Origin of the sequence: Actinomadura rugatobispora (assembly GCF_042656285.1) — a bacterium.
GTDB classification, from domain to species: Bacteria; Actinomycetota; Actinomycetes; order Streptosporangiales; family Streptosporangiaceae; genus Spirillospora; species Spirillospora rugatobispora.
This window is the reverse complement of the sequence record NZ_JBHSON010000133.1, coordinates 1-26,581: the sequence shown is the minus strand read 5'-3', so window position 1 is coordinate 26,581 and position 26,581 is coordinate 1. Positions and strand designations below refer to the sequence as shown.

Annotated in this window: 27 protein-coding genes and 1 riboswitch; of the genes, 13 read left to right on the top strand and 14 right to left on the bottom strand. The window is 74.4% G+C overall.

Going from position 1 to position 26,581, the window contains the following annotated elements; all coding sequences use genetic code 11:
• The first annotated feature begins 22 nt into the window (after window positions 1-22).
• The 4 genes from ACFPZN_RS51165 to ACFPZN_RS51150 all read left to right on the top strand — a co-directional run bounded on the left by ACFPZN_RS51165 (window position 23) and on the right by ACFPZN_RS51150 (window position 3,929).
• On the top strand, window positions 23-574 hold the full coding sequence (locus ACFPZN_RS51165) for a carboxymuconolactone decarboxylase family protein (protein ID WP_378291688.1): 552 nt from the start codon (window positions 23-25) through the stop codon (window positions 572-574).
• Between the two features lie 16 nt (window positions 575-590).
• Window positions 591-1,199, top strand: coding sequence for a glycoside hydrolase family 3 N-terminal domain-containing protein (locus tag ACFPZN_RS51160; protein WP_378291686.1), 609 nt, complete (start codon window positions 591-593; stop codon window positions 1,197-1,199).
• A 622-nt stretch (window positions 1,200-1,821) separates the two neighbouring features.
• Complete coding sequence (locus ACFPZN_RS51155) at window positions 1,822-2,583, top strand: glycoside hydrolase family 3 C-terminal domain-containing protein (protein ID WP_378291684.1); 762 nt, start codon at window positions 1,822-1,824, stop codon at window positions 2,581-2,583.
• 128 nt (window positions 2,584-2,711) lie between these two features.
• Window positions 2,712-3,929: a serine/threonine-protein kinase gene (locus ACFPZN_RS51150; protein ID WP_378291682.1), complete on the top strand. Its 1,218-nt coding sequence runs from the start codon at window positions 2,712-2,714 to the stop codon at window positions 3,927-3,929.
• Window positions 3,930-3,954: 25 nt separating this feature from the next.
• On the opposite strand, the gene ACFPZN_RS51145 is transcribed toward ACFPZN_RS51150, so the two are convergent.
• The 4 genes from ACFPZN_RS51145 to ACFPZN_RS51130 form a co-directional block, all read right to left on the bottom strand.
• Window positions 3,955-4,116, bottom strand: coding sequence for a hypothetical protein (locus ACFPZN_RS51145; protein ID WP_378291680.1), 162 nt, complete (start codon window positions 4,114-4,116; stop codon window positions 3,955-3,957).
• A 99-nt stretch (window positions 4,117-4,215) separates the two neighbouring features.
• Window positions 4,216-4,890, bottom strand: coding sequence for a thiamine phosphate synthase (gene thiE / locus ACFPZN_RS51140; protein WP_378291678.1), 675 nt, complete (start codon window positions 4,888-4,890; stop codon window positions 4,216-4,218).
• 136 nt (window positions 4,891-5,026) lie between these two features.
• Complete coding sequence (locus ACFPZN_RS51135) at window positions 5,027-5,410, bottom strand: Rv2175c family DNA-binding protein (protein WP_378291675.1); 384 nt, start codon at window positions 5,408-5,410, stop codon at window positions 5,027-5,029.
• Window positions 5,411-5,447: 37 nt separating this feature from the next.
• A complete protein-coding gene (locus tag ACFPZN_RS51130) occupies window positions 5,448-6,671 on the bottom strand; it encodes an NAD(P)/FAD-dependent oxidoreductase (protein ID WP_378291673.1) in 1,224 nt (407 codons plus the stop codon).
• A 55-nt stretch (window positions 6,672-6,726) separates the two neighbouring features.
• Window positions 6,727-6,841: riboswitch (TPP riboswitch) on the top strand.
• Between ACFPZN_RS51130 and thiO the strand changes: the two genes are divergently transcribed.
• The 6 genes from thiO to ACFPZN_RS51100 all read left to right on the top strand — a co-directional run bounded on the left by thiO (window position 6,830) and on the right by ACFPZN_RS51100 (window position 12,961).
• Complete coding sequence (gene thiO, locus ACFPZN_RS51125) at window positions 6,830-7,951, top strand: glycine oxidase ThiO (RefSeq protein ID WP_378291671.1); 1,122 nt, start codon at window positions 6,830-6,832, stop codon at window positions 7,949-7,951. (Overlaps the previous riboswitch by 12 nt.)
• The gene (gene thiS / locus ACFPZN_RS51120; protein ID WP_378291669.1) at window positions 7,948-8,184 is read left to right on the top strand and encodes a sulfur carrier protein ThiS; all 237 of its coding nucleotides are present in this window, start codon (window positions 7,948-7,950) and stop codon (window positions 8,182-8,184) included. The genes thiO and thiS overlap by 4 nt, the downstream gene beginning before the upstream one ends.
• A gap of 2 nt (window positions 8,185-8,186) precedes the next feature.
• A complete protein-coding gene (locus ACFPZN_RS51115; RefSeq protein WP_378291667.1) occupies window positions 8,187-8,975 on the top strand; it encodes a thiazole synthase in 789 nt (262 codons plus the stop codon).
• 136 nt (window positions 8,976-9,111) lie between these two features.
• Entirely contained in the window at window positions 9,112-10,077 is a 966-nt protein-coding gene (locus ACFPZN_RS51110) for a DMT family transporter (protein WP_378291665.1), read from the top strand.
• 104 nt (window positions 10,078-10,181) lie between these two features.
• Entirely contained in the window at window positions 10,182-12,092 is a 1,911-nt protein-coding gene (gene pknB, locus ACFPZN_RS51105; protein WP_378291663.1) for a Stk1 family PASTA domain-containing Ser/Thr kinase, read from the top strand.
• A gap of 20 nt (window positions 12,093-12,112) precedes the next feature.
• Window positions 12,113-12,961: a deoxyribonuclease IV gene (locus ACFPZN_RS51100; RefSeq protein ID WP_378291661.1), complete on the top strand. Its 849-nt coding sequence runs from the start codon at window positions 12,113-12,115 to the stop codon at window positions 12,959-12,961.
• Between the two features lie 1,023 nt (window positions 12,962-13,984).
• Here ACFPZN_RS51100 and ACFPZN_RS51095 read toward each other — a convergent pair.
• From ACFPZN_RS51095 to ACFPZN_RS51085, 3 genes are all read right to left on the bottom strand, one after another.
• A complete protein-coding gene (locus ACFPZN_RS51095) occupies window positions 13,985-14,806 on the bottom strand; it encodes a LytR/AlgR family response regulator transcription factor (protein WP_378291659.1) in 822 nt (273 codons plus the stop codon).
• Window positions 14,807-14,851: 45 nt separating this feature from the next.
• Complete coding sequence (locus ACFPZN_RS51090; RefSeq protein ID WP_378291656.1) at window positions 14,852-16,273, bottom strand: sensor histidine kinase; 1,422 nt, start codon at window positions 16,271-16,273, stop codon at window positions 14,852-14,854.
• A gap of 80 nt (window positions 16,274-16,353) precedes the next feature.
• Window positions 16,354-16,977 carry a sulfite oxidase-like oxidoreductase gene (locus tag ACFPZN_RS51085; RefSeq protein WP_378291654.1) on the bottom strand — a complete coding sequence of 208 codons (624 nt, stop codon included), beginning with the start codon at window positions 16,975-16,977 and terminating at the stop codon, window positions 16,354-16,356.
• A 268-nt stretch (window positions 16,978-17,245) separates the two neighbouring features.
• Between ACFPZN_RS51085 and aroF the strand changes: the two genes are divergently transcribed.
• From aroF to ACFPZN_RS51070, 3 genes are all read left to right on the top strand, one after another.
• Window positions 17,246-18,295 carry a 3-deoxy-7-phosphoheptulonate synthase gene (gene aroF / locus ACFPZN_RS51080; RefSeq protein WP_378291652.1) on the top strand — a complete coding sequence of 350 codons (1,050 nt, stop codon included), beginning with the start codon at window positions 17,246-17,248 and terminating at the stop codon, window positions 18,293-18,295.
• A 285-nt stretch (window positions 18,296-18,580) separates the two neighbouring features.
• Window positions 18,581-19,522 carry an EamA family transporter gene (locus tag ACFPZN_RS51075; RefSeq protein ID WP_378291650.1) on the top strand — a complete coding sequence of 314 codons (942 nt, stop codon included), beginning with the start codon at window positions 18,581-18,583 and terminating at the stop codon, window positions 19,520-19,522.
• A 63-nt stretch (window positions 19,523-19,585) separates the two neighbouring features.
• Window positions 19,586-20,470, top strand: a complete 885-nt coding sequence (locus ACFPZN_RS51070; protein ID WP_378291648.1) for a DUF5954 family protein — start codon at window positions 19,586-19,588, stop codon at window positions 20,468-20,470.
• A gap of 10 nt (window positions 20,471-20,480) precedes the next feature.
• On the opposite strand, the gene thiI is transcribed toward ACFPZN_RS51070, so the two are convergent.
• The 7 genes from thiI to ACFPZN_RS51035 all read right to left on the bottom strand — a co-directional run.
• A complete protein-coding gene (gene thiI / locus ACFPZN_RS51065) occupies window positions 20,481-21,752 on the bottom strand; it encodes a tRNA uracil 4-sulfurtransferase ThiI (protein WP_378291646.1) in 1,272 nt (423 codons plus the stop codon).
• Between the two features lie 140 nt (window positions 21,753-21,892).
• Window positions 21,893-22,918: a 6-phosphofructokinase gene (locus ACFPZN_RS51060; RefSeq protein ID WP_378291644.1), complete on the bottom strand. Its 1,026-nt coding sequence runs from the start codon at window positions 22,916-22,918 to the stop codon at window positions 21,893-21,895.
• Between the two features lie 154 nt (window positions 22,919-23,072).
• Window positions 23,073-23,528 (bottom strand): SCO6045 C-terminal-like domain-containing protein, encoded by a 456-nt coding sequence (locus tag ACFPZN_RS51055; RefSeq protein WP_378291642.1) that lies wholly within the window; start codon window positions 23,526-23,528, stop codon window positions 23,073-23,075.
• Window positions 23,525-24,349 carry an MbnB/TglH/ChrH family RiPP precursor modification enzyme gene (locus ACFPZN_RS51050; RefSeq protein WP_378291640.1) on the bottom strand — a complete coding sequence of 275 codons (825 nt, stop codon included), beginning with the start codon at window positions 24,347-24,349 and terminating at the stop codon, window positions 23,525-23,527. Before ACFPZN_RS51050 ends, ACFPZN_RS51055 begins: the two co-directional genes overlap by 4 nt.
• The gene (locus tag ACFPZN_RS51045; protein ID WP_378291638.1) at window positions 24,346-25,308 is read right to left on the bottom strand and encodes a TIGR04222 domain-containing membrane protein; all 963 of its coding nucleotides are present in this window, start codon (window positions 25,306-25,308) and stop codon (window positions 24,346-24,348) included. The genes ACFPZN_RS51050 and ACFPZN_RS51045 overlap by 4 nt, the downstream gene beginning before the upstream one ends.
• A 57-nt stretch (window positions 25,309-25,365) precedes the next feature.
• Window positions 25,366-26,004: a response regulator gene (locus ACFPZN_RS51040; protein ID WP_378291719.1), complete on the bottom strand. Its 639-nt coding sequence runs from the start codon at window positions 26,002-26,004 to the stop codon at window positions 25,366-25,368.
• 51 nt (window positions 26,005-26,055) lie between these two features.
• On the bottom strand, window positions 26,056-26,581 hold a 526-nt coding region (locus tag ACFPZN_RS51035), incomplete at its 5' end, for a sensor histidine kinase (protein WP_378291636.1).

Below are 26,581 nucleotides of genomic sequence, written 5' to 3'. Positions count from 1 at the left end.
ATTCGGTGGCACAAATGGCGCCATGTCCCATGATCCAGCCCCGGCGCCCGGTCCCGGCACGCCGCGCGTCCCTCCGCTGCCCGAGGCCGAGTGGCACGACACGCTCAAGGCGGTCGCCGCCGCCACCGGCCCCCTCAACATCTTCACCACCCTGGGCCGCCACCGCGAGCTGTTCGACTCCTGGATCGGGTTCGGCTCGATGCTGCTGCTCAAGGGCACGCTGAGCGGCCGCGTCCGGGAGCTGGCGATCCTGCGCACCGCCCACCTGCGCGCGTGCGAGTACGAGTGGACCCACCACCACCGCATCGGCCTGGACGCGGGCCTCACCGAGGACGAGATCGCCGCGCTGCGCCTGGGCCTGGACGAGCACCCCTGGAACGAGGACGACCGGGCGGTCCTGGACGCCGCCGACGAGCTGAACGCCCACGGCACGCTGAGCGACGCCGCGTGGACGGCGCTGGCCGGGCGGTTCGGGGAGAACGAGCTGATCGAGCTGGTGATCCTCGTCGGGCACTACCACATGGTGGCGTTCGCGCTGAACGCGCTGCGCGTCCAGCCGGAGGCGGACCACTGATGCCCCGGCGGCGCTGATGGGCGGGACGAGGCGGTGGACCTCGGCCGCGGGGGCGCTGGCGTCCGTGCTCGCGCTGGTCGCGGCCCCGGGGCAGCCCGCGCACGGCCAGGCCGGGCGCTGCGGCGACCCGGCCGAGCGGCCCTGGTGCGCGACCGGGCTCGCGCCCGACGCGCGGGCGGGCCTGCTGCTCCAGGCGATGACCGTGGACGAGAAGATCGCGCTGCTGGCGGCCGACGATCCGATGGGCGGCCCGCTCGGCGGGTTCCTGGAGACCGCGCACGCCGACACCAACAACGGCATCCCCCGCCTGGGCATCCCCCCGCTCTACATGGCCGACGGCCCCGCCGGTGTACGGCAGGGCAAGGCGACCGCGCTTCCCGCGCCGATCGCGCTCGCCGCCGGGTTCGACCCTGAGATGGCCCACAGGTACGGCCAGGTCGTGGGGTGGGAGGCCCGGCACAGGGGGAACGACGTCATCTTCGGCCCCACCGTGGACGTCCTGCGCACCCCCCGGAACGGCCGCACGTTCGAGGGCTTCGGCGAGGACCCCCACCTCGCGGCGGGGCTCGGGGCCGCCTGGATCCGCGGCGCCCAGAGCCAACGGGTTCGAACTGTTCATCTGTGAGGTCGGTTGAGTGAAAACGCAGGCGATGTGAGGTCGGTTGAGTGAAAACGCAGGCGATCAAGTGATCCGACTTGACGGCTTGTGTTCAACCCCGTACTTTCAGTAGCGCGATCTGGGACGCCGGGTTCGATGTCAGCGTGCGGGGCCCCCTTTCCACCGGAGTGATGGTCTGGGGCCTCCCCGTCGCCTCTGGTCGAGCCCACATGGCCAGGTCGTAGAGGGAACCGGCCTCCCGGGAACGGACCACGCACGCGATGCGTGTCGCCGCCCCGGGGTCGAGTACGCCGGGGACCAGTGCGTCCAAGACCGTTCGCGGCGCGCGGCTGAGCAACTCATGCACAGTCCTTAGGAACGGTGATGGCCTCCGTCAAGCACATGGCCGTCTACACCCAGGAGACCGACCGGCTCTTCCTGGATATCCGGGAGATCTACCTGGTCGAGACGGCCGTCAGGGACGCCCGCGCCGGGCGGCGCCGCGTACCGACGGCGCCCGGCGCAAGGCGGGGCGGGGCCCCGTTCCGGCCGTACTCCCCGCGGTCGGCGGACGGGCGGCGGCAGGCCGTCCGGGCGATCTCGGCCAGCGCCCGCCGCGACGCCGGGGCGCCGAGCCGGCCGCCCTCATGTGCAGGTTCGGCAAGCTGGGGCGCTGCGCGGCGACCAGGACGCCCTCATCTCCGAGGTGGCCAGGGCCAACCCGAACACGGTGGTGGTCCTGGAGACCGGCGGGCCCGTCCTGACCTCGTGGGCGGGCGAGGTCAAGGCCGTCCTCGCCGCCTGGTACCCGGGCCAGCAGGCCGGGCACGCGCTCGCCCGCGTCCTGTACGGCGACGTCGACCCGGGCGGGCGGCTGCCGGTGACCTTCCCCGTCGACGAGGGCGACATCCCCACGGCCGCCGGAGGCGCGGCGCAGTTCCCTGGCCTGAACCGGACGGTGACGTTCTCCGAAGGGGTCATGGTCGGCTACCGGCACTACGACGCCAACGACCTCGAGCCCCGCTTCCCGTTCGGGCACGGGCTGTCCTACACCACGTTCAGCTACGGCGACCTGGTCGTACGGCCCGGCTCGGTCCAGGTCACCGTCACCAACACCGGCACCCGCGCGGGCGTCGCCGTACCGCAGCTGTACCTGGGCCTGCCCTCGCCCAGAGCGGACGTGCCCCAGCCTCCCCGGCAGCTCAAGGGCTACGAGAAGCTGAGGCTCGCTCCGGGCGAGAGCTCGCGCGTGACCTTCCCGCTGTCCGGCCGGTCCCTGGCGTACTGGGACGAAGGGGCCGGTGCGTGGAAGATCGCACCCGGCTGCTACAAAGTGACGGTCGGCGGGTCGTCCCGGGACGGTGCCCTGCGGGGTTCCTTCGCGCAGGGCGGGGCCGCCTGCCCGGGTTAAGATCGATCGTTTCGCTGCCGCATGCCACGGGCACGCGGTAAAAATAAGGCATTCTTCGTCCGTCCCCGCCGAGTCGGAGTCCCCCAGTGCCGCACGATCCCTCCCGAGCGAGGACGACCCCTCGTCCCGTGCCGGTCCCGTCCGGCGTGCGCGGCTCCGCCGAGGCCGGCCACGGCGGCGCGGAGTTCTCGCGCTTCGACCGTCCGCGCCGCGACCGGGCCGCCGCCGACGGCGCGTACGACGGCGGGCCCCGCCCGGCCGGGCGCGCGCCCGCCGACCCCGCGGCGACCGACCCCGCCGCGCCCCGTCCTGCCGCGTTCGGTTTCACCAGGGCCGGCTCGACCGGCGACGACCGGGCCGCGCGCGAAGCACCCGAGGCCGAATCGGGCCCTGACGGCATCGCGCGCGCCGCCGAATCGCGTCCCGCGAGCCACGACGCGCAGCCGCTGACGCCCGAGGACCCGCGCCGCCTCGGCCCCTACAGCCTGGTCGAGCGCCTGGGCGCGGGCGCCCGGGGCGTGGTCTACCTCGCCCGCGACGAGGACGGCGCGGCCGTCAAGGTCACGCTGCTGCGCGGCGGGGCCGCCGCCCCGGGCGAGCGCGCCCGCGCCCGCCTCGCCCAGGACGCCGAGGCCGCGCTCCAGGTCGCCGGACGGCACACCGCGCTGGTCCTGGACGCCGACGTCACCGGCGACCGGCCCTACGTCGTCAGCGAGTTCGTCGACGGCCCGACGCTGCGGCAGGTCGTCGAGGAGCACGGCCCGCTGCCGCCCGAACGGCTGGAGCGGCTCGCGCTGCGCACCGCCGGGTCGCTGGCCGCGCTGCACAAGGCCGGGACCGTGCACCGCGACTTCAGGCCCGGCACCGTGCGGCTGGGCCCGGACGGCGCCAAGGTCACCGGTTTCGGCGTCGCCCGCGTGCCGGAGGCCGCCCCGCGCGGCGCGGGACGCGCCGGCACCCCCGCGTACATGGCGCCCGAGCAGATCGAGGACGAGCCGGTCGGCCCGCCCGCCGACGTGTTCGCCTGGGGCGCCACGATGGTGTACGCGGCGACCGGGCAGCCGCCGTTCGGCACCGGCCCGGACGCGGCCGTCATGCGGAGGGTCACCGGCCGCCGGCCCGACCTGGGCGATCTGGAGGGGCCGCTGCGCGAACTGGCCGCGCGCTGCCTCGACAAGAACCCCGCCGCCCGGCCCACCGCCCGCCAGCTCGTGCGGGCGCTGCGGGAGGGTCGGGCCCCCGTGCCCAAGCCGCGGCCCAAGCGCATCCCGCGCTACCGGTGGCGGATGATGGTGGCGCTCGCCGCCGTCATGGCGGCCGGATTCGTGCTGGGCATTCTCTTCTAGAGCTTCTAGAGCTCCGCGGCCCGGATCACCAGTGCGGCGGGCGGTCCTCGGTCAGGCGCGTGTCGTCGTCGCCGCCGCGCCAGTCACCCCAGCCGGCGTCGGTGTCGTCGGAGGTCTGGTCCGGCAGGATCTCCAGGTCGTCGTCGGACAGATCCACCGGGCGCTCGTCATCGGGTCCCAGGCTCATGGCCCCATTCTCGGGCATCGGCGGTCATGATCGACCGCCGATGTGATCCAGCGCACCGAGTGATCCGCCCCACCCGCCGGGTCAGGGCCGCCGCGGGGGTCAGCCTGCCGCGGGCAGCCGCCGGGACAGCTCCTCCGCCGCCGCCCGCGGGTCGGCGGCCTCGGTGATCGCCCGGACGACCACGATCCGGCGGGCGCCCGCGTCCAGCACCTCGGCCACGTTGCCGGAGTCGATCCCGCCGATCGCGAACCAGGGGCGGACCTCGCGCCGCGCCGCCACGTACTCCAGCAGCTTCACGCCCGGCGCCGCGCGGCCCGGCTTGGTCGGCGTCGGCCAGACCGGCCCGGCGCAGAAGTAGTCGACGCCCGGTTCGGCGGCGGCCGCGGAGGCCTGCTCGTCGGAGTGCGTGGACCGGCCGATCAGGATGTCCTCGCCCACGATCGCGCGGGCGGCCGGGACCGGCAGGTCGTCCTGGCCCAGGTGCAGCACGTCGGCCTGCACCGCGTGCGCGATGTCGGCCCGGTCGTTGACCGCCAGCAGCGCCCCGTGCCGGTCGCAGGCCTCCCGGAACACCCGCAGGTGCTCCAGCTCCTGCCGCGCCTCCAGCCCCTTCTGCCGGAGCTGGACGATGTCGACGCCGCCCGCGAGCGCCGCGTCGAGGAAGCCGGGCAGGTCCCCCTGGCGCTCCCGGGCGTCCGTGCAGAGGTAGAGGCGGGCCCGGCTGAGCCGGGCGCGCAGGGCGACCGCGCGGTCGGAGAGCAGATGCCTGGACACGGTGAAGGCGGGTTCCTTCCGCGGTCGGGAGAGACGATCAATGCGATGACGGGGCCGCACGCGGCGGCGTGGCCGCCGCGCGTGACCCCGTCATCCTGTCATGTGCGTTCCGCCGGACCCCGTCCGGTGGCGCCCCTCAGAACGCCAGCGCCTGGGCCCTCCGCCGGACCTCGGTGCCGCGGTTCTCACTGAGCGCCTGGACGGGGGTGCCGGGCAGCGTGTCGTCGGCGGTGAACAGCCAGCGCAGCGTCTCGACGTCGTCGAAGCCCGCGTCCGACAGCAGCGTCAGCGTGCCTGGAAGCCCCTTGATGACCTGCCCGTCCTTGATGAACTCCGCGGGCACCATCGGGGCGCCGTCGCGGCGGACCGCCAGCAGCTTGCGCTCGCTGAGCAGCTGCTTGACCCTGCTTTGCTTGATCCCGAGGGCTTCGGTCGCCTGCTTGAGGGTGAGCCACTCTCCGACGAGGGAGTCGGTCCGGGGATCGAGAGCGCTTTCTACGGTTGCGTGCAGTTGCGTCACGCCCCCTGCCTACCACGCCCCCATGTCGCTCAAACCCTCAGGAGTCCCCTCCAGTCCGCACCGCGTCCTTGAGGGGGGTGTCCGGGTCCGCGACGGCCTCCGGGTCGACCGGCGTTCCGGCGGCGATCAGCCGCCTGGCCTGCATCACGTCGCGCGGGCGGCCGACGGTGAGGACGGCCTCAAGCCGGTCGCCCGTGAGCCAGCAGACGGCCCACTTGGCCCCCGCCGGGTCGCCCCGGTGGACGAGGCGCTCGGCGGAGGGGTGGTGGCCCGCGTACTGCACCATCCGGCCGAACTGCTCCGACCAGAAGTAGGGGACGGCGTCGTAGGACGCGTCCTGGCCGAGGAGGGTCGCGGCGGCGACGTCGGGGGCGTTCAGGGCGGTGTCCCAGTGCTCGATGAGCAGGCGGCGGCCGTACCGCTCCGACCACCAGGCGGCGCAGTCGCCGACCGCCACGATGTCGCGGCGGGCGGGGCCCTCCCCGACGGTGGCGCGGAACGCGGCGTCGGTGACGATCCCGCCCTCGGTGAGCAGGCCCGAGCCGTCCAGCCAGTCCAGCCGGGGGCGGACGCCGACGCCGACCACGACCTCGTCGGCGGCGATCCGGTCGCCGTCGGCCAGGGCCAGGCCGCCGGGCTCGATCGCGGCGACCTTGACGCCGGTGCGCAGTTCCACGCCCGCCTCGGCGTACCAGGGGGCGGTGAGCCCGCCGACCTCCGGTCCGATCGCGTTGGCCAGCGGGGTGTCGGCCGCCTCGACGACCGTGACCGCGCAGCCCTTCCTGGCCGCGGTGGTGGCCACCTCGGCGCCGATCCAGCCCGCGCCGACGATGACGACGCGGGCGCCCACGGTCAGCCGGCCGCGCAGGGCGCGGGCGTCGTCGATGGTGCGCAGCACCCGCTGGGGCCCGTCGCCGGGCAGCGTGACGGGGGTGGCGCCGGTGGCGATGACCAGCCCGTCGAAGCGCAGGTCGCCGGCCGTGGTGGCGACGGTGCCGCCGCCTCCGGGCTCGGGCGCGGGGCGCAGCGCGGTGGCGCGCTCGCCGAGCAGCAGCCGGACGCGCAGCGCGTCCCAGTCGGCGTCGACGGTCGTGTCGTCCCGTTCCCCGGCCAGCACCGCCTTCGACAGCGGCGGCCGGTCGTAGGGCCGGTGCCGCTCCTCCGAGACCAGGGTCAGCTCGCCCTGGAATCCCTTGGCCCGCAACGCCTCGACGGCGCGCACCCCGGCCAGCCCGCCGCCCACCACGACCACGCTCTCCATGTCGGCACACCCTAGTCGGCGGCCGGAAGCGACCCGCGGGCGACGTAGGCTTGGGGGGAAAGTGCGCGGGAGTCCGGTACGACCGGGCTGAGAGGGCGGCTAGGACGGGCCGCCGACCGCTTGGACCTGATCCGGATCATGCCGGCGAAGGGAGCGGGATGGACATCGCGATCATCGGCGCGGGCGTCATCGGCCTGGCGACCGCCTGGCGGGTCGCGGCGCGCGGCGCCGCCGTCACCCTGATCGACCCGGCCCCCGGGAGCGGCGCCACCGCCGTCGCGGCGGGCATGCTCACCCCGGTCAGCGAGCTGAACTACGGCGAGGAGCCGCTGCTGCGGCTGGGCCTGGCCTCCCGCGACCGGTACGGCGCGTTCGCCGCCGAACTGGAGGAGGACACCGGGCTGCCGACCGGCTACCGCTCCGACGGGCTCCTGGAGGTCGCCTTCGACGCCGACGACCTGCGGCATCTGGACGATCTGCGCCGCTTCCAGGAGTCGCTCGGCATCCCCGTCCAGGCGCTGACCGGCCGCGAGTGCCGTCGGCTGGAGCCGATGCTGGCGCCGGGCGTGCGGGGCGGGCTGCTGGCCCCCGAGGACGGCGCGATCGACCCCAGGCGGCTGGCCCCGGCGCTGCTGGCCGCCGCGGAGCGGCACGGCGCGCGGCTGGTGCGCGAGCGGGCCGCCGCCGTGATCGTCGAGGGCGGCGCCGCGGCGGGGGTGCGGCTGGCGGGCGGCGCCGAGATCCGCGCCGACCGGGTGCTGCTGGCCGCCGGGCCGTGGTCGGGCGACCTGGAGGGGCTGCCGCCCGGGATCGTTCCACCCGTGCGCCCGGTGAAGGGGCAGGTGATCCGGCTCCGTACCAGGGTGCCGTTCCTGCGGCGCTGCACCCGCGGCGTGGTCAGGGGCTCCCCGATCTACCTGGTGCCGCGCGAGGACGGCGAGGTGGTGGTCGGCGCCACGCAGGAGGAGATGGGCTTCGACACGCGGGTGACGGCCGGGGGGCTGTGGGAGCTGCTGCGCGACGCGCGCGAGCTGCTGCCGGGCATCACCGAGCTGGAGTTCGCGGAGGTGTCGGCGGGGCTGCGGCCCGGCTCGCCCGACAACGCCCCGGTGATGGGGCCGGCGGCGCTGCCCGGCCTGGTCATCGGCACCGGCCATTTCCGCAACGGCATCCTGCTGACCCCGGTCAGCGCGGACATCCTTTCCGAGGCGCTGCTGGAGGGCACGGTGCCCGAGGTCGGAGCCGCGTTCACCCCCGACCGCCTGGTGGCGGCGCCATGACCGAGGAGACGACGACGATGATCAACGTGGTGGTCAACGGGGAGCCGCGCGAACTGCCCGGGGACACCACCGTGGCGGACGCGGTCGCCGCGGTGACCGGGCGCTCCGGCCCGGACGCCTCGGGCGTGGCCGCGGCGCTCAACGACGAGGTGGTACGGCGGTCCGACTGGGCCGCGACGACGCTGGCGGAGGCGGATCGGCTCGAGGTGCTGACCGCCGTGCAGGGAGGCTGAAGGTGGATCCCCGGGCGAACGACGACACGCTGGTGATCGCGGGCGAGGAGATCGGCTCGCGGCTGATCATGGGCACCGGCGGGGTGCCCAGCATGAGCGTGCTGCGCGAGGCGCTGCTGGCGTCGGGCACGACGCTCACCACCGTCGCGATGCGGCGGGTGGACCCGTCGGCCCGCGGCTCGGTGCTGGACGTGCTGCGCGACTGCGGGATCAGGGTGCTGCCCAACACCGCCGGCTGCTTCACCGCGGGCGAGGCGGTGCTGACCGCCAAGCTGGCCCGCGAGGCGCTGGGCACCCCGTGGGTGAAGCTGGAGGTCATCGCCGACGAGCACACCCTGCTGCCCGACCCGATCGAGCTGGTCGAGGCGGCCGAGCAGCTGGTGGACGACGGCTTCACGGTGCTCCCGTACACCAGCGACGACCCGGTGCTGGCGCGCCGCCTGGAGCAGGTGGGCTGCGCCGCGGTGATGCCGCTGGGCTCCCCCATCGGCTCCGGCCTGGGCATCCGCAACCCGCACAACATCGAGCTGATCGTGGAGGGCGCGGGCGTCCCGGTGATCCTGGACGCGGGTCTGGGCACGGCCAGCGACGCCGCGCTGGCGATGGAGCTCGGCTGCGACGCGGTGCTGCTGGCGACGGCCGTGACCCGGGCGCAGCATCCGGCGCGGATGGCGGCGGCGATGCGGCACGCCGTGGAGGCGGGGCGGCTGGCCCGGCAGGCCGGCCGGATCCCGATGCGCCGCTACGCGCAGGCGTCCTCGCCCTGGGAGGGCATCGCCACCGGACAGTGAAGCATCGTTAAAACGTCCCCGGAGAAATATTCGCTGGACCTGAAAGATCGCCGCACCTCAAACTGGGCGTGTCCAACTGCAACCGCACGGAATCGTTCGGTGTCGGTGGAAGAAACAGCGACTTAGGGTGCGGCGCATGGACCAGGAGGAATCGGCCGCCGGGCGACTCGCCATGGCGGCCGCGGGCGTCACCGTCGTGCTGTGGGCGTCGGCGTTCGTGTCGATCCGCAGCGCGGGCGAGGACTACAGCCCCGGCGCCCTGGCGCTGGGGCGGCTGCTGTCGGGCACGGTGACGCTGGCCGTCATCTGCCTGGTCCGCCGGGCGGGATGGCCGCCGCGGGCGGCCTGGCCCGGGATCGCCGCCTCGGGCGTGCTGTGGTTCGGCCTCTACATGGTGGCGCTGAACTGGGGCGAGCAGCAGGTGGACGCGGGCACCGCCGCGATGGTGGTCAACGTCGGGCCGCTGCTCATCGCGCTGCTGGGCGGCTGGCTGCTCAAGGAGGGCTTCCCCCGCGGGCTGCTGGCCGGGATGGCGGTGTCGTTCGCCGGTGCGGTCGTGGTCGGGTTCTCGATGTCGGGCGAGGGCCGCTCGCCGGTGCTGGGCGTGCTGCTGTGCCTGGTCGCGGCGGTGACGTACGCGGCGGGCGTGGTGAGCCAGAAGCCCGCGCTGCGGCACGCGAGCGCGCTGCAGGTCACCACCTTCGGCTGCGCGATCGGGGCGCTGGCCTGCCTGCCCTTCGCCGGGCAACTGGCGGGCGAGGCCGCCGGCGCCTCCACCGCCGCGACGCTCAACATGATCTACCTGGGCGTCTTCCCGACCGCGCTGGCCTTCACCACCTGGGCGTACGCGCTGGCCCGGACGTCGGCGGGGCGGATGGGCGCCACGACGTACGCGGTCCCGGCCCTGGTGGTGGTGATGTCGTGGGCGGCGCTCGGCGAGGTGCCCGGCGCGCTGACGCTCGCGGGCGGCCTGCTCTGCCTGGCCGGGGTGGCGGTCTCCCGCCGCCGCGGACGTCCGAAGGTAAAATTTTCGGACGAAAGCCCCATTACCGGACCAACTCCCCTGGAACCCGGACGGGCGGGCGAAGAGGCCGTACGATGAGGGCCGGCGGCCTGAGAAGGCCCGACCCCGCCGCCAAGATCAGCCGGGGAGGTCATCCTCCCGGCTGATGGGAACCGCCCGGGAAGGCCTTTACACTCGCTCTGATGGACACTACGGTCGCTGATCCCCTCGTCGGGCGCGTGCTCGACGGGCGCTACCGCATCGAGTCCCGGATCGCGCGCGGCGGGATGGCCACGGTCTACGTGGCCCGCGACATCAGGCTCGACCGCACCGTGGCGATCAAGGTCATGCACGCCGGCCTGGCCGCCGACGACGAGTTCGTCCGCCGCTTCATCGGCGAGGCCAAGGCCGCCGCCGCGCTGTCCAACCCCAACGTGGTCGCCGTCTACGACCAGGGCACCGACGGCGAGCACGTGTACCTGGTGATGGAGTACGTCCGCGGCCGCACGCTGCGCGACCTCCTCACCGCACGCGGACGGCTCGGCCCCCGCGAGGCCCTGGAGGTCATGCAGCCGGTGCTGGCCGCGCTGGGCGCCGCGCACCGGGCCGGGCTGGTGCACCGCGACGTCAAGCCCGAGAACGTGCTCATCACCGAGGACGGCCAGGCCAAGGTCGCCGACTTCGGGCTGGCCCGGGCCGAGACCGCGTCCGGGATGACCAAGACCGGCATGATCATCGGCACCGTCGGCTACCTCGCCCCCGAGCAGGTGCTGTCGGGCAGCGCCGACGTCCGCTCGGACGTCTACGCCGCCGGCACCATGCTGTTCGAACTGGTCACCGGCGAGCTGCCGCACCAGGGCGACACGCCCCTCGCGGTGGCCTACAAGCACGTCAACGAGACCGTCCCGCCGCCGTCCACCCTGGTGCCGGGCCTCCCGCACCGCCTGGACGCGCTGGTCACCCGGGCCACCGCCCGGCAGCCCGCCGACCGCCCGCAGGACGCCAACGCCATGCTGGCCGAGGTGGCCGAGGTGCACGCCGGCCTCCCCCGCGACATCGACGAACGGATGCCGCAGGGGGGCACCGCCGTCATGCCCGCGGGAATGCCACCGGACCGCACCCGGATGTTCGACGCCCGCACCGCGCCCACCGGAGCGCCGCCGCCACCGCCGCGGCGCACCCCCGCCGACCGCGCCATCGGCGCCCTCACCGGCCGCTACGTGCTGATCGCCATCGGCGCGATCGCGGCGGTGGTCCTCGGCTGGGCCGTGTGGTACCAGACCTCCGGCCAGTACGACCGCGTCCCCGAGCAGATCATCGGGATGCGCGTCGCCGACGCCCGCGACCAACTGGAGCAGGGCGGCCTCGACGTCCGGGTGGCCGAGCCGGTGTTCAACGACCGCGTCAGGAAGGGCGAGGTCGCGATCTCCGACCCCGGCCCGGGCGCCCGCGTCACCCAGGGCGCCACCGTCACGCTGACGCCGTCCAAGGGCCGCACGCCCCGCGAAGTGCCCGACGTGACCGGCAAGTCCGAGGACGAGGCCAGGCGGATCCTGCAGGACAAGGGCTTCACCCCCGGCGAGGTCAGCTCCGCCCCGTCCCAGTCGGTCGCCAAGGGCCGCGTCACGCGCACCAGCCCCGCGGCCGGGCAGAAGCACTCGCCGGACGAGCGCGTGCGGATCGTGCTGAGCAGCGGCATGTCGATGCCGTCCCTGCTGGGCCGCAACGGCCAGGAGGCCGAGAACCAGCTGCGCGGCATGGGCCTGGACGTCAAGGTCGAGAAGCGCAAGCGGGAGAACTCCGCGCCCGGCTCGGTCATCGGCCAGGACCCCGACCCCGGCACCGGCGTCTCGAGCGGCGACAAGGTCACGCTCGTGGTCAACGAGCGCGACTGCCTGTTCGGCGGCTTCTTCTGCAACGACGGCAACCGCGGCGACGGCGAGCAGATCCCGGTGCCCAACGTCATGGGCCAGCCCATCGACCAGGCCCGCAAGGCACTGCGCAACTCCGGCTTCAAGGTCGAGATCGGCAGCCGCGTCGGCAACCGCGTCGTCGGCCAGAACCCGATCGGCGGCCAGGCCCCCCGCGGTTCCAAGGTCACCATCTGGGGCTGACGAACTAAGCTGGACACCCTATGACCTCACCGAAGAGCCCCATCGGGGGCCATGTCCCCGTGGCCGGCGGCCTGGCCACCGGCGGCCTGAAGTACGCCGCCGAGATCGGGGCCGAGACCATCCAGGTGTTCGTGTCCAACCCCCGCGGCTGGGCCCTCCCCGAAGGCAAACCCGCCGAAGACGCCAAGCTGCGCGCAAGCGACGTCCCCGTCTACATCCACACGCCCTACCTGGTGAACTTCGGCTCCCCCAGCGCGGAGACCCTCGAGAAATCCCTCGCCACGGTCCGCCACTCACTGCAACGCGGCCACGCCATCGGCGCCCGCGGCGTCGTCGTCCACACCGGCTCGGCGGTCACCCAGTCCTACGACGACGCCATGGCCCAGGTCGGCGAGCACGTGCTCCCGCTCCTGGAGGAGATCCCCGACGACGGCCCCGACCTCCTCCTGGAGCCGATGGCCGGCCAGAACAACATGCTCTGCGCCAAGGTCCAGCAACTGGGCCCGTTCTTCGAACGCCTGGAGCACCACCCCAAGCTGGGCGTCTGCTTCGACACCTGCCACGCCTTCGCCGCCGGCCACGACCTGTCCTCCCCCGCCGGAGTGGCCGAGACGATCGACGCCCTGGTCGAGACCGTGGGGCCGGGCCGCCTCAAGCTCGTCCACGCCAACGACTCCAAGGACATCTGCGGCTCCGCCAAGGACCGCCACGAGAACATCGGCGCGGGCCACATAGGCGAGAAGGCCTTCGCCGAACTCTTCGCCCACCCCGAAGTCGCCGGCGTCCCCTTCATCATCGAAACCCCAGGCCGCAGCGCCACCCCCCACGGCAACGACATAAAAACCCTGAAACGCCTCCGCGACACCTAACCCGCCCCGCCCCACACAGATAAGCCACCGCCCCCACAATGCCCCGCCCCGCAAGGACCGCAACGGCGACCGCCGAAAACTGGCCGCCCCTGTGCGGAGCGCCAGCGGAGTGAAGGACGCGCTTCGCGCCGTCCCAGGGGCGTGGGGGTCACCCTTCACAATGTCCCACCCCGTCGCGACCGCAACGGCGACCGCGAAAAACTGTCCGGCCCGTAGCGGAGCGCCAGCGGAGTGGAGGGACGGGCAGGCGGCGGGGAGCGGGTCCGCAGCGAGCCCCCAGGCGAGCGAAGGAGGCGCTTCGCGCCGTACCGGGGGGCGTGGGGGGTCGCCCCCCCACAATGAAAAGAGCAGGCGGCGGGGAGCGGGTCCGTAGCGAGCCCCCAGGCGAGCGAAGGAGGCGCTTCGCGCCGTACCGGGGGGTGTGGAGGGTCGCCCCTCCACAAAGAAGAGAGGCCGGGCGTCGCTGAACAACCCCCCGACTGTTCAGCGACGCCCGGACCAACGCCGCCTGATCCCACCCCCCCGGTACGGGATCCGGCGGCTCCTGATCCGGCGTTCGACTGGCGCGCGCCGGATCTCCAGTTGTGTCTTGGCCGGGGGTGTGTTCGGCGGCCGGGCCGGCGCCCCTGTGCCGGGGCCGGGGCCCGCGCTGTGGCCGCTCCGCTCCCCCCGGATGCGGTGCGTTCCGCCGGCGTCGTGCGCCGGCGTCCTGCTGCGTGGTGCCACTGAGAACACTAGGGGTCTTCGATACCGCCCGGAACCTGAGACCCGCCGCGCTCGATAAGCGGTCTGTAGTCGTCGATATACGTAGCGTAGTGGTGCGACGAGCGGTCGGTTTCGAGGGACGAGCGGTCATGGGAACGGTCCAGCCGGTGCGGCGGGTGGCGTGCGGGCAGGCGCCGGCGCTCCCCGGAATACCGTCAAAGCTGCGGTGAAGTGGCCAGATCTCCGGCAGGGCTTTCGGTCAGAGGCGGCCGGAAGGGGATGTTCTCAACGCCGCGGGCGGCCGTGCCGGTGGCGGCGTCAACTGGGCCGTTCGTCGCCGTCCGGGGGCGGCTCGTCCTCGTAGCCGAACGGGGTCTCGGGGGCCGCGTTGCGGAACCTGCGGACGAGCAGGTCGCGGACCTCGCGGGTGTGGCGGCGGCTCACCGGGAGCAGTTCCTCGCCGACCTGGACGGCGGCGCGGCCCCCGTCGAAGTGCAGTTCGCTGATGTGGGCCGAGGCGACCAGGGTGCTGCGGTGGATGCGGATGAAGCCGGCGGCCTCCCAGCGGCGGGCGAGCGCGGCCAGGGGCATGCGGACGAGGAAGCTGCCGTCGCCGGTGTGGAGCCGGACGTAGTCGCCGTGCGCCTCGACGTGGGTGACCGACCGGCGGGAGATCAGCCGGGTGCGCCCGGCCAGTTCCACCGGGACCATCTCGTCCTCTTCGGCGCGCTCGGGCGGGTCGTCGGCCCGCGCCGCCTCGCGGCGGGCCGCCTCGTCGACGCGGCGCACCGCCTCGGCGAGCCGCTCCGGCCGCACGGGCTTGAGGAGGTAGTCGAGGGCGCCCAGTTCGTAGGCGGTGACGGCGCAGTCGTCGTGCGCGGTCACGAACACCACCTCGGGGGGCGAGGCGAACCCGGTGAGCAGGCGGGTGAAGTCGAGGCCGTCCAGGCCGGGCATGCGGATGTCGAGGAAGACGGCGTCCAGCCGCTCCCCCGCGCGCAGGATCCGGCTCATGTCGCGCAGCGCCCCGGCCGCCTCGGCGGCGCTGTGCACCTGGTCGATCCGCGGGTCGGCGCGCAGGAGGTAGACCAGTTCCTCCAGAGCGGGCACTTCGTCGTCGACCGCCAGGACGCGCAGCATAACTAGGACCTTGCCTCGATTACTGTGCGTTGGCAATCGCTTTCGCTAGGTGAGTCTCCCGGCGGCCGATCCCGGCCGCGGCCGGTTCTTGGGGACCCTGAGGTTGACCTTGGTGCCCGCGCCGATCCCGGTCTCGACCGTCAGGCCGAACGCGTCGCCGTAGAGCTGGCGCATCCGCTCGTCCACGTTGGCCAGGCCGATGCCGGCCCCGGTGCCGCCGGCGCCGGCCGCCCCGGACGCGGTGAGGATCTCCAGCAGCCGGTCGGGGTCCATGCCGGCGCCGTCGTCCTCGACGCTGATGGCGGCCTCGGCGCCCGCGTCCCGGCCGACGATGCGGACGTGGAACGGCTCGGGGCCGTGCGCGTCGTCCATGCCGTGCCGGATCGCGTTCTCCACCAGGGGCTGCAGCGACAGGAACGGCACGGTGACGGGCAGCACCTCCGGCGCGACCTCCACGCTGAACCGGAGCCGGTCGCCGAAGCGGGCCCGTTCCAGCAGCAGGTAGCGGTCGATCGAGCGCAGTTCCTCCGCGAGGGTGGTGAAGTCGCGGGGGTTGCGGAAGGAGTAGCGGGCGAAGTCGGCGAAGTCCAGCAGGAGGTGGCGGGCCCGTTCGGGGTCGGTGCGGACGAACGAGGCGATGGTCGTCAGGGAGTTGTAGACGAAGTGCGGGGAGATCTGCGCCCGCAGGGCCCGCATCTCGGCCTCGGCGAGCCGCGCCCTGGAGGAGTCGAGCTCGGCCAGTTCCAGCTGGCCGGACAGCCAGCGGGCGACCTCGCTCACGGCCCGCACGCGGGCCGCCGAGGCGCCGGCCACGTACGCGGCCAGGGCGCCCTCGACGCGGCCCTCGACCGCGAGCGGGGCCACCACGGCCACCCGGATGCGGCAGCGCGGGTCGCCGCAGCACAGCAGGTCCGGCGGCACCACCCGGGCCCGCCCGGTGGCCAGGACCTGCCGGACGTGCGCGGGCACGCCCCCCGAGTGCCGGTCGCCGCACGCGCCCTCCCAGACCAGCAGGCGGCAGAGGGCCGACCCCCCGGGGCCGTGCGCACCGCCCGCATCGGCTCCGGCGGGCGCGGGCGTGCCGCCCTCCTCAGGGCCGTCGTGCGCCGCGTCGAGGACGGGCCCGAGCCCGGTACGGGCCGTCCCGCCGCCGCCCGCCCCGCGGGCCCTTCCGAGCCGTCCGGGGGCGCCGGACGGGGACGCGGCGGCCACCAGGGCGACCGCCTCGGCGCCCAGCAGCGGCCGCAGATCGCGGGCCGCCTTGCGCGCCGACTCGCAGGTCAGCCCGCCGCGCAGGGACGGCGCCGCGCGCGAGATGGTGTGCAGCGTCGCGAACGTCGCCTCGTCGGCCACGGTGCCGAGCCCGTGCCGGCGCACGCGCAGCCACCAGCACAGCGCCGCCGCGGCCACGGCGGCGACCGCGGCCGCCATGGCCCCCACCACATCCAATACGGAAGGTACAGGCATGGCAACGTACGGTAATACTCCGCGTGCTTCCGCGCGGCGTCAACCGCGTAACCCGCCCGGACCCGCCGTCAGAACGGAGGTCAGAGCGGGGGCGACTCGTCGGAGTCCTCCTGGTAGGAGTACCGCTGCTCGCGCCACGGATCGGCGACGTTATGGTAGCCGCGCTCCTCCCAGAACCCGCGCCGGTCCTTGACCATGTACTCGATGCCGCGCACCCACTTGACGCTCTTCCACGCGTACAGGTGCGGCACGACGAGCCGGATCGGGAAGCCGTGGTCGGGGCTGAGCCGCTCGCCGTTGCGGTGGGTGGCGAACATCGTCCCGTCGGTGAGGAAGTCGCTCATGCGGATGTTGGCGCTGTAGCCGTACTCCGCCCACACCATCACGTGGGTGACGTCCGGGTCCGGGGGCGCCAGCTCGACGACGGACGTGCCGGAGACCCCCTCCCACTCGTTGTCGGGGATCGTGAACTTGGTGACGCAGTGGAAGTCGGCGACGGCCTTGGCCCGGGGCAGGGCCTCGAACTCGTCCCAGGACCAGGCGTGCTGGCCGCCCGACTCCGTCGCGCCGAACACCCGGAAGTCCCAGTCCTTGGGACGGAACTTGGGCACGGGGCCGTAGTGCAGGACCGGCCAGTCGCGAGGCACGTACTGACCGGGCGGGAGGGCCCGCGGGTCGTCTGAGGACTGTTCGGGTCGGGACATGACGCGGGCAATACTGCCATCCGTAGTGAGCTGAACCATATTCGCCCCCTCCTCTCCGGCCTCCCGGACGGCATCGGCTAGGCTGGGGACCGTGCGCAACGTCGTGTATTTCTTTTGGTACGGCCGGCCCGGGAGGCTGGTCTGCCAGACGCTGCGCTGACAGACCTGAGAAGGAAGCCCCGGGCCGCCACGGCCCGGGGCTTTTTTCGTGTCAGGACGCTTCGCCGGTCACCGAGGAGACCGGCAGGACGAGGAGAGGCAGCAAGCAATGGTCGTCGTCATGGCCCCGGGGGCCACCGAAGCCGATATCCGGGCCGTCGTCTCACTGGTCGAGACGGCGGGTGGGGACGCCTTCGTCAGCCGCGGGGTGGAGCGCACCATCGTCGGCCTGGTCGGGGACGTTCAGCAGTTCGGCTCGCTCAACCTCCGCGGGATGCGGGGGGTCACCGACGTCGTCCGGATCTCGGCGCCCTACAAGCTGGTCAGCCGGGAGAACCACGCCGAGCGGTCGGTGGTGCGGGTCGGCGGCGTGCCGATCGGCCCCGGGACGATGACGCTGATCGCCGGGCCCTGCGCGGTGGAGACCCCCGAGCAGACCCTGCAGGCGGCGCAGATGGCCCAGGCCGCCGGGGCGACCCTGCTGCGCGGCGGCGCGTTCAAGCCGCGCAGTTCCCCGTACGCCTTCCAGGGCCTCGGCGAGGCCGGGCTGCGGATCCTGGCGGACGTCCGGGAGGAGACCGGGCTGCCGGTCGTCACCGAGGTCGTCGACGCGCACGACGTCGAGCTGGTCGCCTCGTACGCCGACATGCTGCAGATCGGCACCCGCAACGCGCAGAACTTCGCGCTGCTGCAGGCGGCCGGCGAGGCGGGCCGCCCGGTGCTGCTCAAGCGGGGCATGAGCGGCACCATCGAGGAGTGGCTGATGGCCGCCGAGTACGTCGCCCAGCGCGGCAACCTCGACATCGTGCTGTGCGAGCGGGGCATCCGCACCTTCGAGAAGGCCACCCGCAACACCCTGGACGTGGCCGCGGTGCCGGTCGCGCAGCGCCTCTCCCACCTGCCGGTGATCGTGGACCCCTCGCACTCGGGCGGCAGCCGCGACCTGGTGCTGCCGCTGACCCGGGCGGGGATCGCGGTCGGCGCGGACGGCGTGATCATCGACGTGCACCCGCACCCGGAGACCGCGCTGTGCGACGGCCCGCAGGCGCTGGTGGACGGCGACCTGCGCGAGCTGGCCCGGCTGGTGCGGGACCTGCCGCCGCTGGTGGGCCGGAGGCTGACCGTCGCCGAGGGCGACGCCGCGCCCGTCCCGGTCTGATCCCGGCCCGGTCCCGGTCTGTTCCCGCCCCTTCCGCCGCCTCTCCCGCTCCGCCGCGCCCCAGCCGGGCGCGGCGGGGCGATCCCGGGCGGAACACCCGAACACGGCTGGTAAGGTCCCGACACATGGACTACTGGACGCCGAACTGCGGGCCGCCCCGCGCCTGAGGGGCGCGGCGACCTCCCTCGAGTTCTCGCGGACCCGGCGCACGCGCGCCCGGTCCCGTCTTCCTGCGCCCCGAATCCGGATCCTTCTCACCGATTCGAGTTCAGGAGCGTTCCTCTCGTGTCCGTACGCACCACCGAGCACGACCCTGCCGCGGGTTCCGGATCCGCGGCCCGCGCCTCCGCCGGACGGTGGGGCGGCGCCGCCGACGTCCTGGCCGCCGCCTGCCTGTGGGGCACCACCGGCACCGTCCGCACCTTCGTCCCGGAGGCGTCCAACGTCTCGATCGCCGCGGTCCGCATCGTCATGGGCGGCGTGCTGCTGCTGGCCTTCGCGGGCCTCACGGCGCGCGGCGCCGGCCTGCGCCGGCTGCTGGGCACCCGCCGCAACCGGCTCCTGGTGGTCCTGGGCGCGGTCGCCATCGCCGCGTACCAGACCGCCTTCTTCACCGCCGCCGCCCGGACCGGGGTGGCGATCGGCACGGTCGTCACCATCGGGAGCGCGCCCGCGTTCGCCGGGCTCCTCGGCCTGCTCACCCGGCAGTCGGCGCTCGGCGGGCGGTGGGCGCTGGCGACGGCGGGCGCGGTCGCCGGCTGCGCCGCCCTCGTCGGCGGCGGCCAGGACGCCGGCGCCGACCCGGCCGGGATCGGCCTGGCCGTGCTGTCGGGGCTGTCCTACGCGGTGTACGCCACCGTGGCGTCCACCCTCATCGCGGGCGGCGAGGAGGACCGCGCGGTCGCCGGGGCGCTGTTCGGGGCGGGCGCGGTGCTGCTGCTGCCGGTCCTGGTGACCAGCTCCCCGGGCTGGGCGGTCGGCGGCACCGGCCTGGTCGTCGCGCTCTACCTGGGCGTGGTCACGACGGCGGGCGGCTACGTGCTGTTCGCGCGCGGGCTGCGGAGCACGCCCGCGACCACGGCCACCACCCTGACGCTGGCCGAGCCCGCCGTGGCGGCGGTGCTGGGCGTGGCGGTGCTCGGCGAACGGCTCGGCGGCCTCGCCCTCGGCGGGCTGGCGCTGCTCGTCGCCAGCCTGCTCGTACTGATCATTCCGGCACGTCGATAACTGTTCTGAAATATTGGTCTGAACCACTGGGCAGGGCGCGCACGGGCGAGGATGATGTCCGGCATGACAACGGGCGACGGGGAGACCGGGGGCCGCGGACTCTCCCCCGAGGACCTGCACGGCGTCGATCCGGTCGCCGCGGTGATGCTCGCGGACGCCTGCCGCGCCATCGCGGCCTACCCGGAGCTGGTGGTGGTCGGCGCCCTGTTCACCGCGGCCGAGCGGGTCCCGGGCGGCTGGCAGGTCGTCTGCCCGGGCGACCCGCTGCCGCAGGGCGCCAGGGAGATGCTCGCCGACCACCTGGAGGACAGCGGGGAGGAGCCGCTGGCCGCGGCCGGCCGGCGGCTCCGCCTCCATCCGGCCGACGAGGTCGCCGCGGACGGCCGGCGGTTCCGGGTGGTGCGGATCGAGCAGCTGGTGCGGACGGGGCCCGACGGCCCCGAACCGCCCCGTCCCACCGACTTCGACCCTCGGCCCGGCGACCACCGGCTGCCCCGCTGCCGGCCGTTCGACCTGCTGCACGACGGGCAGACCATCCCCGACCTGGCCACCGCCGAACTGCTGTGCCAGCTGCTGGACGCCACCGCCCGCACCGGCACCGAACCGTCGGAGGCGTTCCTCACCCCGGCCCAGCTGACCCCCGCGTTCACCGTCGCGGAACGTTCCGAGGGCCGCTGGCGCCCGGTCGGCCGCCTCCACGAGACGCCGCAGCAGGCCCGCGAGTCCCTGGCCACCTACTTCCGGCACGTCGTCCCGGCGATCGAGCGGCCCGGCGAGGCCGACCTGGCCGAGTACACCGAGGCCGCGTCGCTGATGGCCGACCCCGCCCGCCGCAACGGGATCGCGGTGGCGGGGCGCCGGTTCCGCATCGTCCGGCTGGAGCGGCTCACGCTGATGGGGCCGGACGGCCCGGAGCCGCCCCGCCCGACCGACGCCGACCCGCGCTGAACGCCCCGGCTCAGGCCGCGCCGGCGTCGCCGTAGACCGGCCGGTGCTCCTGGACGGACCCGGCCAGCTGCTCGGCCAGCTCCCCCACGTCCAGGCGCTTCTCGATCTGCCGCAGGTCGTCGATCTTGGCCCGGGTCTCCGCGCGGCGCGGCGCCAGCAGCGTGCAGCAGTCCTCGTCCGGCAGCTCCGAGATCGACAGCGTCCGGATCCGGCGCGCCTGCTCCATGATCTCGCTCTTGTCCATGCCGATGAGCGGGCGCAGGATGGGCAGCTCGACCGCGTCGTCCAGCGCCGTGATGTTCGCCAGCGTCTGGCTGCTGACCTGCCCCAGCGCGTCCCCCGTGATCAGCGTGCCGCCGTGCAGCCGGCGGGCCAGCAGCTCGCCGGTCCGCAGCATCAGCCGGCGCTGCGCGATCACCGCAAGCCGGTCCGCGCCCGAGGACTTGATCTGCTGCTGCGCCTTGCCGAACGGCACCACGAACAGCCGGGACCCGCCCTGGAACCTGTCGAGCTCGCGCACCAGCGCGTACGCCTTGTAGATCGACTCCGGGCCGGTGAACGGCATGCCCGAGAAGTGCAGGTAGTCGACCCGCAGCCCGCGCCGCATCATCCGGTACGCCGCGACCGGCGAGTCGATCCCGCCCGACATCAGCACCAGCCCGCGGCCGCTCATCCCGACCGGCAGCCCGCCCTGACCGGGCAGCCCCCCGGAGAATACGAACGCCTCGTCCCGGTCGATCTCGATCGACAGCGTGTGGTCGGGGCCCTTCAGCCGGACCGGCAGCCCGTACCGGTCGGCGATCGCCGCGCCCACCCGGCGGTCGAGCTCGGTGGAGGTCAGCGGGAACCGCTTGTCGCGGCGCCGTGAACGGACCGCGAACGTGCCCTGGCGCCCGGCCATCAGCTCCAGCGCCGCCCGCTCCACGCTCTCCACGTCCTTGCCGACCCGCCAGGCGCGGTGCGCCCACACGATGCCCATCACATCGGTGATCCGCTCGGCCAGCGCGTCGACCGTGGCCACCGTGGCGTCCTTGGTCCGCACGACCATGACCCCGTGCCGGCGGATCACCTCCACGCGGGCGATCGGGCGGATCGCGGCCCGGATGTTGTCGGCGAGCCGCTTCTCGAACAGCTCCCGGTTCTTGCCCTTGAGCACGACCTCGCCCAGTTTGATCAGCACGCACGGCTCACCGTCGACCGGCGGGCGGCCGGGCGCCGCCGCGGTCGCGGTGTCGACCGCCGGCGTGCCGTCGGTGGCGATCGCGGTGTCGAGCGGCGGCATGCGGAATCCTCCTGGACGTACCAACGGGGGTAGGCCTCTAGTGTGACCCAAGACCGGCAACGCCGCGACTCGGAAACGTGTTCCCCGTGAGGGGACGCCCCTCCGCGGGGAACACGCCCCTTCAAGCCCTCAGGGCCGCATCAGCCGAAGAAGACCTCGGCCTCGGCGTAGCGCTCCACGGGGACGGTCTTGAGTTCCTTGGTGGCCTCGTCGAGGCCGACGCGGATGATGTCGGTGCCGCGCAGGGCGACCATCTTGCCGAAGTCGCCGTCGCGGACCGCGTCGATGGCCTGGAGGCCGAAGCGGGTGGCCAGGACGCGGTCGAACGCGGTGGGGGTGCCGCCGCGCTGGATGTGGCCGAGAACGGTGGCGCGGGCCTCCTTGCCGGTGCGCTTCTCGATCTCGTCGGCGAGGCGCTGCCCGATGCCGCCGAGCCGGACGTGGCCGAACGCGTCGCGCTCGCCGGTCTGCAGCTGCATCTGGCCGTCCATCGGGTGGGCGCCCTCGGAGACCACGATGATCGGCGCGTAGCGGGTCTTGAACCGGCTCTCGACGTAGGCGACGACCTTGTCGATGTCGAAGGGCTGCTCGGGGATGAGGATGACGTTGGCGCCGGCGGCCATGCCGGCGTGCAGCGCGATCCAGCCCGCGTGGCGGCCCATGACCTCGCAGATCAGCGCGCGGTGGTGGCTCTCGGCGGTGGTGTGCAGCCGGTCGATGGCCTCCATCGCGATGCCGACCGCGGTGTCGAAACCGAAGGTGTAGTCGGTGGCGTTGAGGTCGTTGTCGATGGTCTTGGGGACGCCGACCACGTTGACGCCGTTGTCGTAGAGCTCGCGGGCGACGCCGAGGGTGTCCTCGCCGCCGATGGCGATCAGCGCGTCGACGCCGAGCCCGGCCAGGTTGTCCTTGATCCGCTCGATGCCGCCCTCGACCTTGATCGGGTTGGTCCGGGAGGAGCCGAGGATGGTGCCGCCGCGCGGCAGGATGCCGCGGACCGCCTCGATGTCGAGGGCCATGGTGTCGCCCTCCAGCGGGCCGCGCCAGCCCGCCCGGAAGCCCACGAACTCGTAGCCGAAGACCTGCACGCCCTTGCGCACCACGGCGCGGATGACGGCGTTCAGGCCGGGGCAGTCACCGCCGCCGGTCAGCACTCCGACGCGCATGCCCTCTCCCTCAACAGACACCGGGCTCCTCCCTCGATTCCCTCGAACATTAGCCGCGGGCGCGCCTCGGACCGGGCATTCCCGTCTCGTCCCGGCGCGCCGCCATTGGTCTAGACCATAGTCCGTCGCGGGGCCCGCCGGGGCACTTCGCCCATCAGCGGCGCGCGGCCGGTCCGATCAGCCGGGCCCGGCCCATGATCTGCACCGCCAGCCCGCCGGGGACGCGCCGTACCGCCGCCCGGCGGCGGCGCGGCTCGCCGTTTCCGTCATACGACCATCGTGCCTCGGTGAGGGCCAGTTCCCGCACCGCTTCGGCGGAGAGTTCCGCGGCGTGTTGCCGGGCGAAGTCCCATGCGTCCCGGATCGACCCGTGGGTGGGGCGTCCGGCCGCCCAGCCGGCGTAGGTCTCCTTCCAGGACGTCCCGTACGAGGCGGCCAGCGCGGGCCAGGTGCGGGCGACGTCGCCGGCACGCTTGTAGAGGATGCTGCGCGCGGCGGCGGCGACGCCGGCGGGGTCGAAGCCGGGCGGGAGGGGGCCGCCCGCCGCGATCGCCCGTACCAGGGCCTCCTGGGCCGCCGCGAGACCGGTGTCGAGGGGTTCGCCGGTCATGTGACGGGGGTGTGGCCGGAGGCGGCGGCGATGGCGTCGAGTTCGGCGCACAGTTCCGCGGCGGGCGGGTAGCGGCCGTCGCGTTCCAGCAGGAGGCCGGGCGGGCGGTGGCGCGCGCACAGTTCCCTGACGAGGTCGAGTACCTCCGCCGGCACGGGTGCGGCGTGGGTGTCGTGGTAGCGCCCATCTTCCTGGGTGCCGCCGGCGATGTGGCAGTACGCGACGCGCTCCAGGGGCAGCCGGTCGAGGAGGGCCAGGGGGTCCTCGCCGCGGTTGCGGGCGTTGGCGTAGACGTTGGCGATGTCGAGCAGGAGCAGGGCGCCGCTGCGTTCCAGCAGCTCGGTGAGGAAGTCGCCCTCCTCGTACTCGGCGCCGGGCCAGTCGAACAGCGTCGCGATCGGTTCCACGGCCAGCGGCACCGGCAGCTCGGCCTGGGTGCGGCGGATGTTGGCGGTGAGGACGTCCAGCGCCGCGCGGGTGCGCGGGACCGGGAGCAGGTGCCCGGCCTCGATGCCGCCCGCACGGACGAACGCCACGTGCTCGCTGACGAGCGGGGCCCGCAGCGCCTCGGCGCAGGCGGCCAGGTGCGCGACGCGTCCGGCGTCCACCGGCTCGGCGCCGCCGAGGGACAGCTTCACGCCGTGCGGGACGACCGCTGCGCCCCGCTCGCGCAGGGCGAGCAGTTCGGGCGGCGGGTGGCCGATGTGGACGGATTCGGCGATCACCTCGGTGAAGCGCAGGCCGGGCAGTCCTTCGACGAACCCGCTGATCTCGGGCCGCCAGCCGATTCCCACGCCCAGGCCCGGGACCGTCTCGTTCATCCTCCGCCTCCTCCGCAGCCACCGCCGCCGCCTCCACAGCCACCGCCACCGCCTCCGTCTCCGCCGCCGCCGGAGCCGCCGCCACCGCACGAGCCGCCACCGCCGCAGCCGCCGGAGGAGCAGACCGAGGCGTCCGACGAGCAGACCGGGCCGCCGGAGCCGCCAGAGCCGGACGCGGTCGGGCTGCCGGTCAGCGCCATGAAGCGTCCGAGACCGACGGTCTGGGAGAACATCGGGTCGATCGCCATCATGGCCGCCGTCCCGAACAGCGCGACGCCCATCAGCGCCGCGGCGCCGGCGTAGGCGGGCGCGGCCTCGGGGTCGAGGTGGGCATGGCGGGCCCGCGCGTCCTCCAGGGCGCGCTCGCCCTCCCGGGTCCGCTCTTTCCCGCGGCCGACCGCGGTCGAGACCACGGCCAGCACCACGCACAGGACGACCAGCACCATGTGCTGGTACCAGGGCGCGTCCCCGCCCGACAGGACGCTCCACCCGGTGAAGAAGACGACCGCAAGCAGGCCGCGGGCGGGCCAGGGGGCGAGACGCGCCACCAGCCGCGCACCGTCCCCCATGACCAGGCCCTGGGCGGCCAGCCCGGCGCGGAGCTGCTTGATCGCCTGCCGCACGCCCGGGTCGGAGGCCAGGGCCGCCAGGCTCGGCGCGCGGGGGCCGGCCAGCGCCCGGAGGACCGCCAGGTCCAGCGGCGTGGTCGCCGAGCCCGGCGGGCCCGTGGCCTGGATCCGGCCTGTGGCGTAGGCGTCGACGGCCCCGTCCAGGCGCAGCGCGACCAGGGACGCCGCGATCGCGTGGCGGCCGCCGCCGTCCAGGTAGGCGAGCTCGTACGGGTGCGGCTCGCGGGACGGCGCCCTCCCGCGCCGCGCCGCGCGCTCGGCGGCCGCCCCCGCCCCCAGGAGCGCGGCGTAGGCGGCGACCAGCAGCACGAGGAAGATCCAGAAGAACATCGGCGCCTCCGGCGAATGGTGGCCTCATGAGATAGATGTCCGGAGCCGGCGCGCGGTTCAGTCCTCCTGGTCGAGTCCCTTCTCGATGGCGTAGCGGACGAGCTCCACGCGGTTGTGGAGCTGCAGCTTGCCGAGGGTGTTCTGGACGTGGTTCTGCACGGTGCGGTGCGACAGCACCAGCCGCTCGGCGATCTGCTTGTAGGTCAGGCCCTTGGCGACCAGCCGCAGCACCTCGGTCTCCCGCTCGGTCAGGCGCGGGGCGCCGTCGTCGCCGGGACGCGGCGCGGCGGCGAGCCGGCGGTACTCGCCCAGGATCAGCCCGGCCAGCCCCGGCGTGAAGACCGCGTCGCCGTCGCCGGTGCGCCGCACGGCGTCCAGGAACTCCTCACGGCCGGCGGACTTGAGCAGGTAGCCGGTGGCGCCCGCCTTGACGGCCTCCAGCACGTCCTGCTGCTCGCCGCTGGCCGACAGCACCAGCACCCGCACGGGCGGGTCGGCGGCGGCCAGCTGCCGGGTCACCTCGACGCCGCTGATGTCGGGCAGCTGGAGGTCGACGACCGCGACCTGCGGGCGGGCCGCCGCGGCGATGCGGACGGCGGCGCGTCCCTCCCCGGCCGTCGCGACCACCTCGTGCCCGGCCTCGGCCAGGTCGCGGGCGACGGCGTCGCGCCACATCGGATGGTCGTCCACGACCATGACCCGCAGGGATCCGGAGGGGGCGGGAGAGTCGTCGTTCACGCCGCCACCCTACGGCGGGGGCGGGCCGGCGGGCACCGCCATCTCGATCTCGGTGCCCTGCCCGGGGGCGGACACGATCGACACCGTGCCGCCCAGGTCGCGGATCCGGCCCCGGATGGACTGGGCGACGCCGAGCCGTCCCGCCGCCGCGGCCTCCGCGAGCCGTTCGCGGGGCATGCCGGGGCCGTCGTCGCGGACGCTCACCACGACCTCCCCGGCGCCGTCGTCCTCCAGCAGGACCCAGGCGCGGGTGCCGTCGGGGCAGTGCCGCCGCACGTTGTCGAGGGCGGCGGCGACCGCGGCGCCGACCTCCCGGGCGGCGTCCGCCGGCAGCCGGACGGGCGTGGCGGGGGCGGAGACAGTGACGTTCGGGGACGCGTGGCCGTTGAGCAGCGGCCGCAGGTCCACCTCGCCGGACGGGCCGGGCCCGTGCACGGCGCCCTGCGCCGGGCCGGGCGTGCGGCGGGCGCCGCGCGTCCCGCCGCGCGTCCCGCCGGGACTCCGCCGTGCTCCGCGGCGCCCGCTCGCCGCGGCG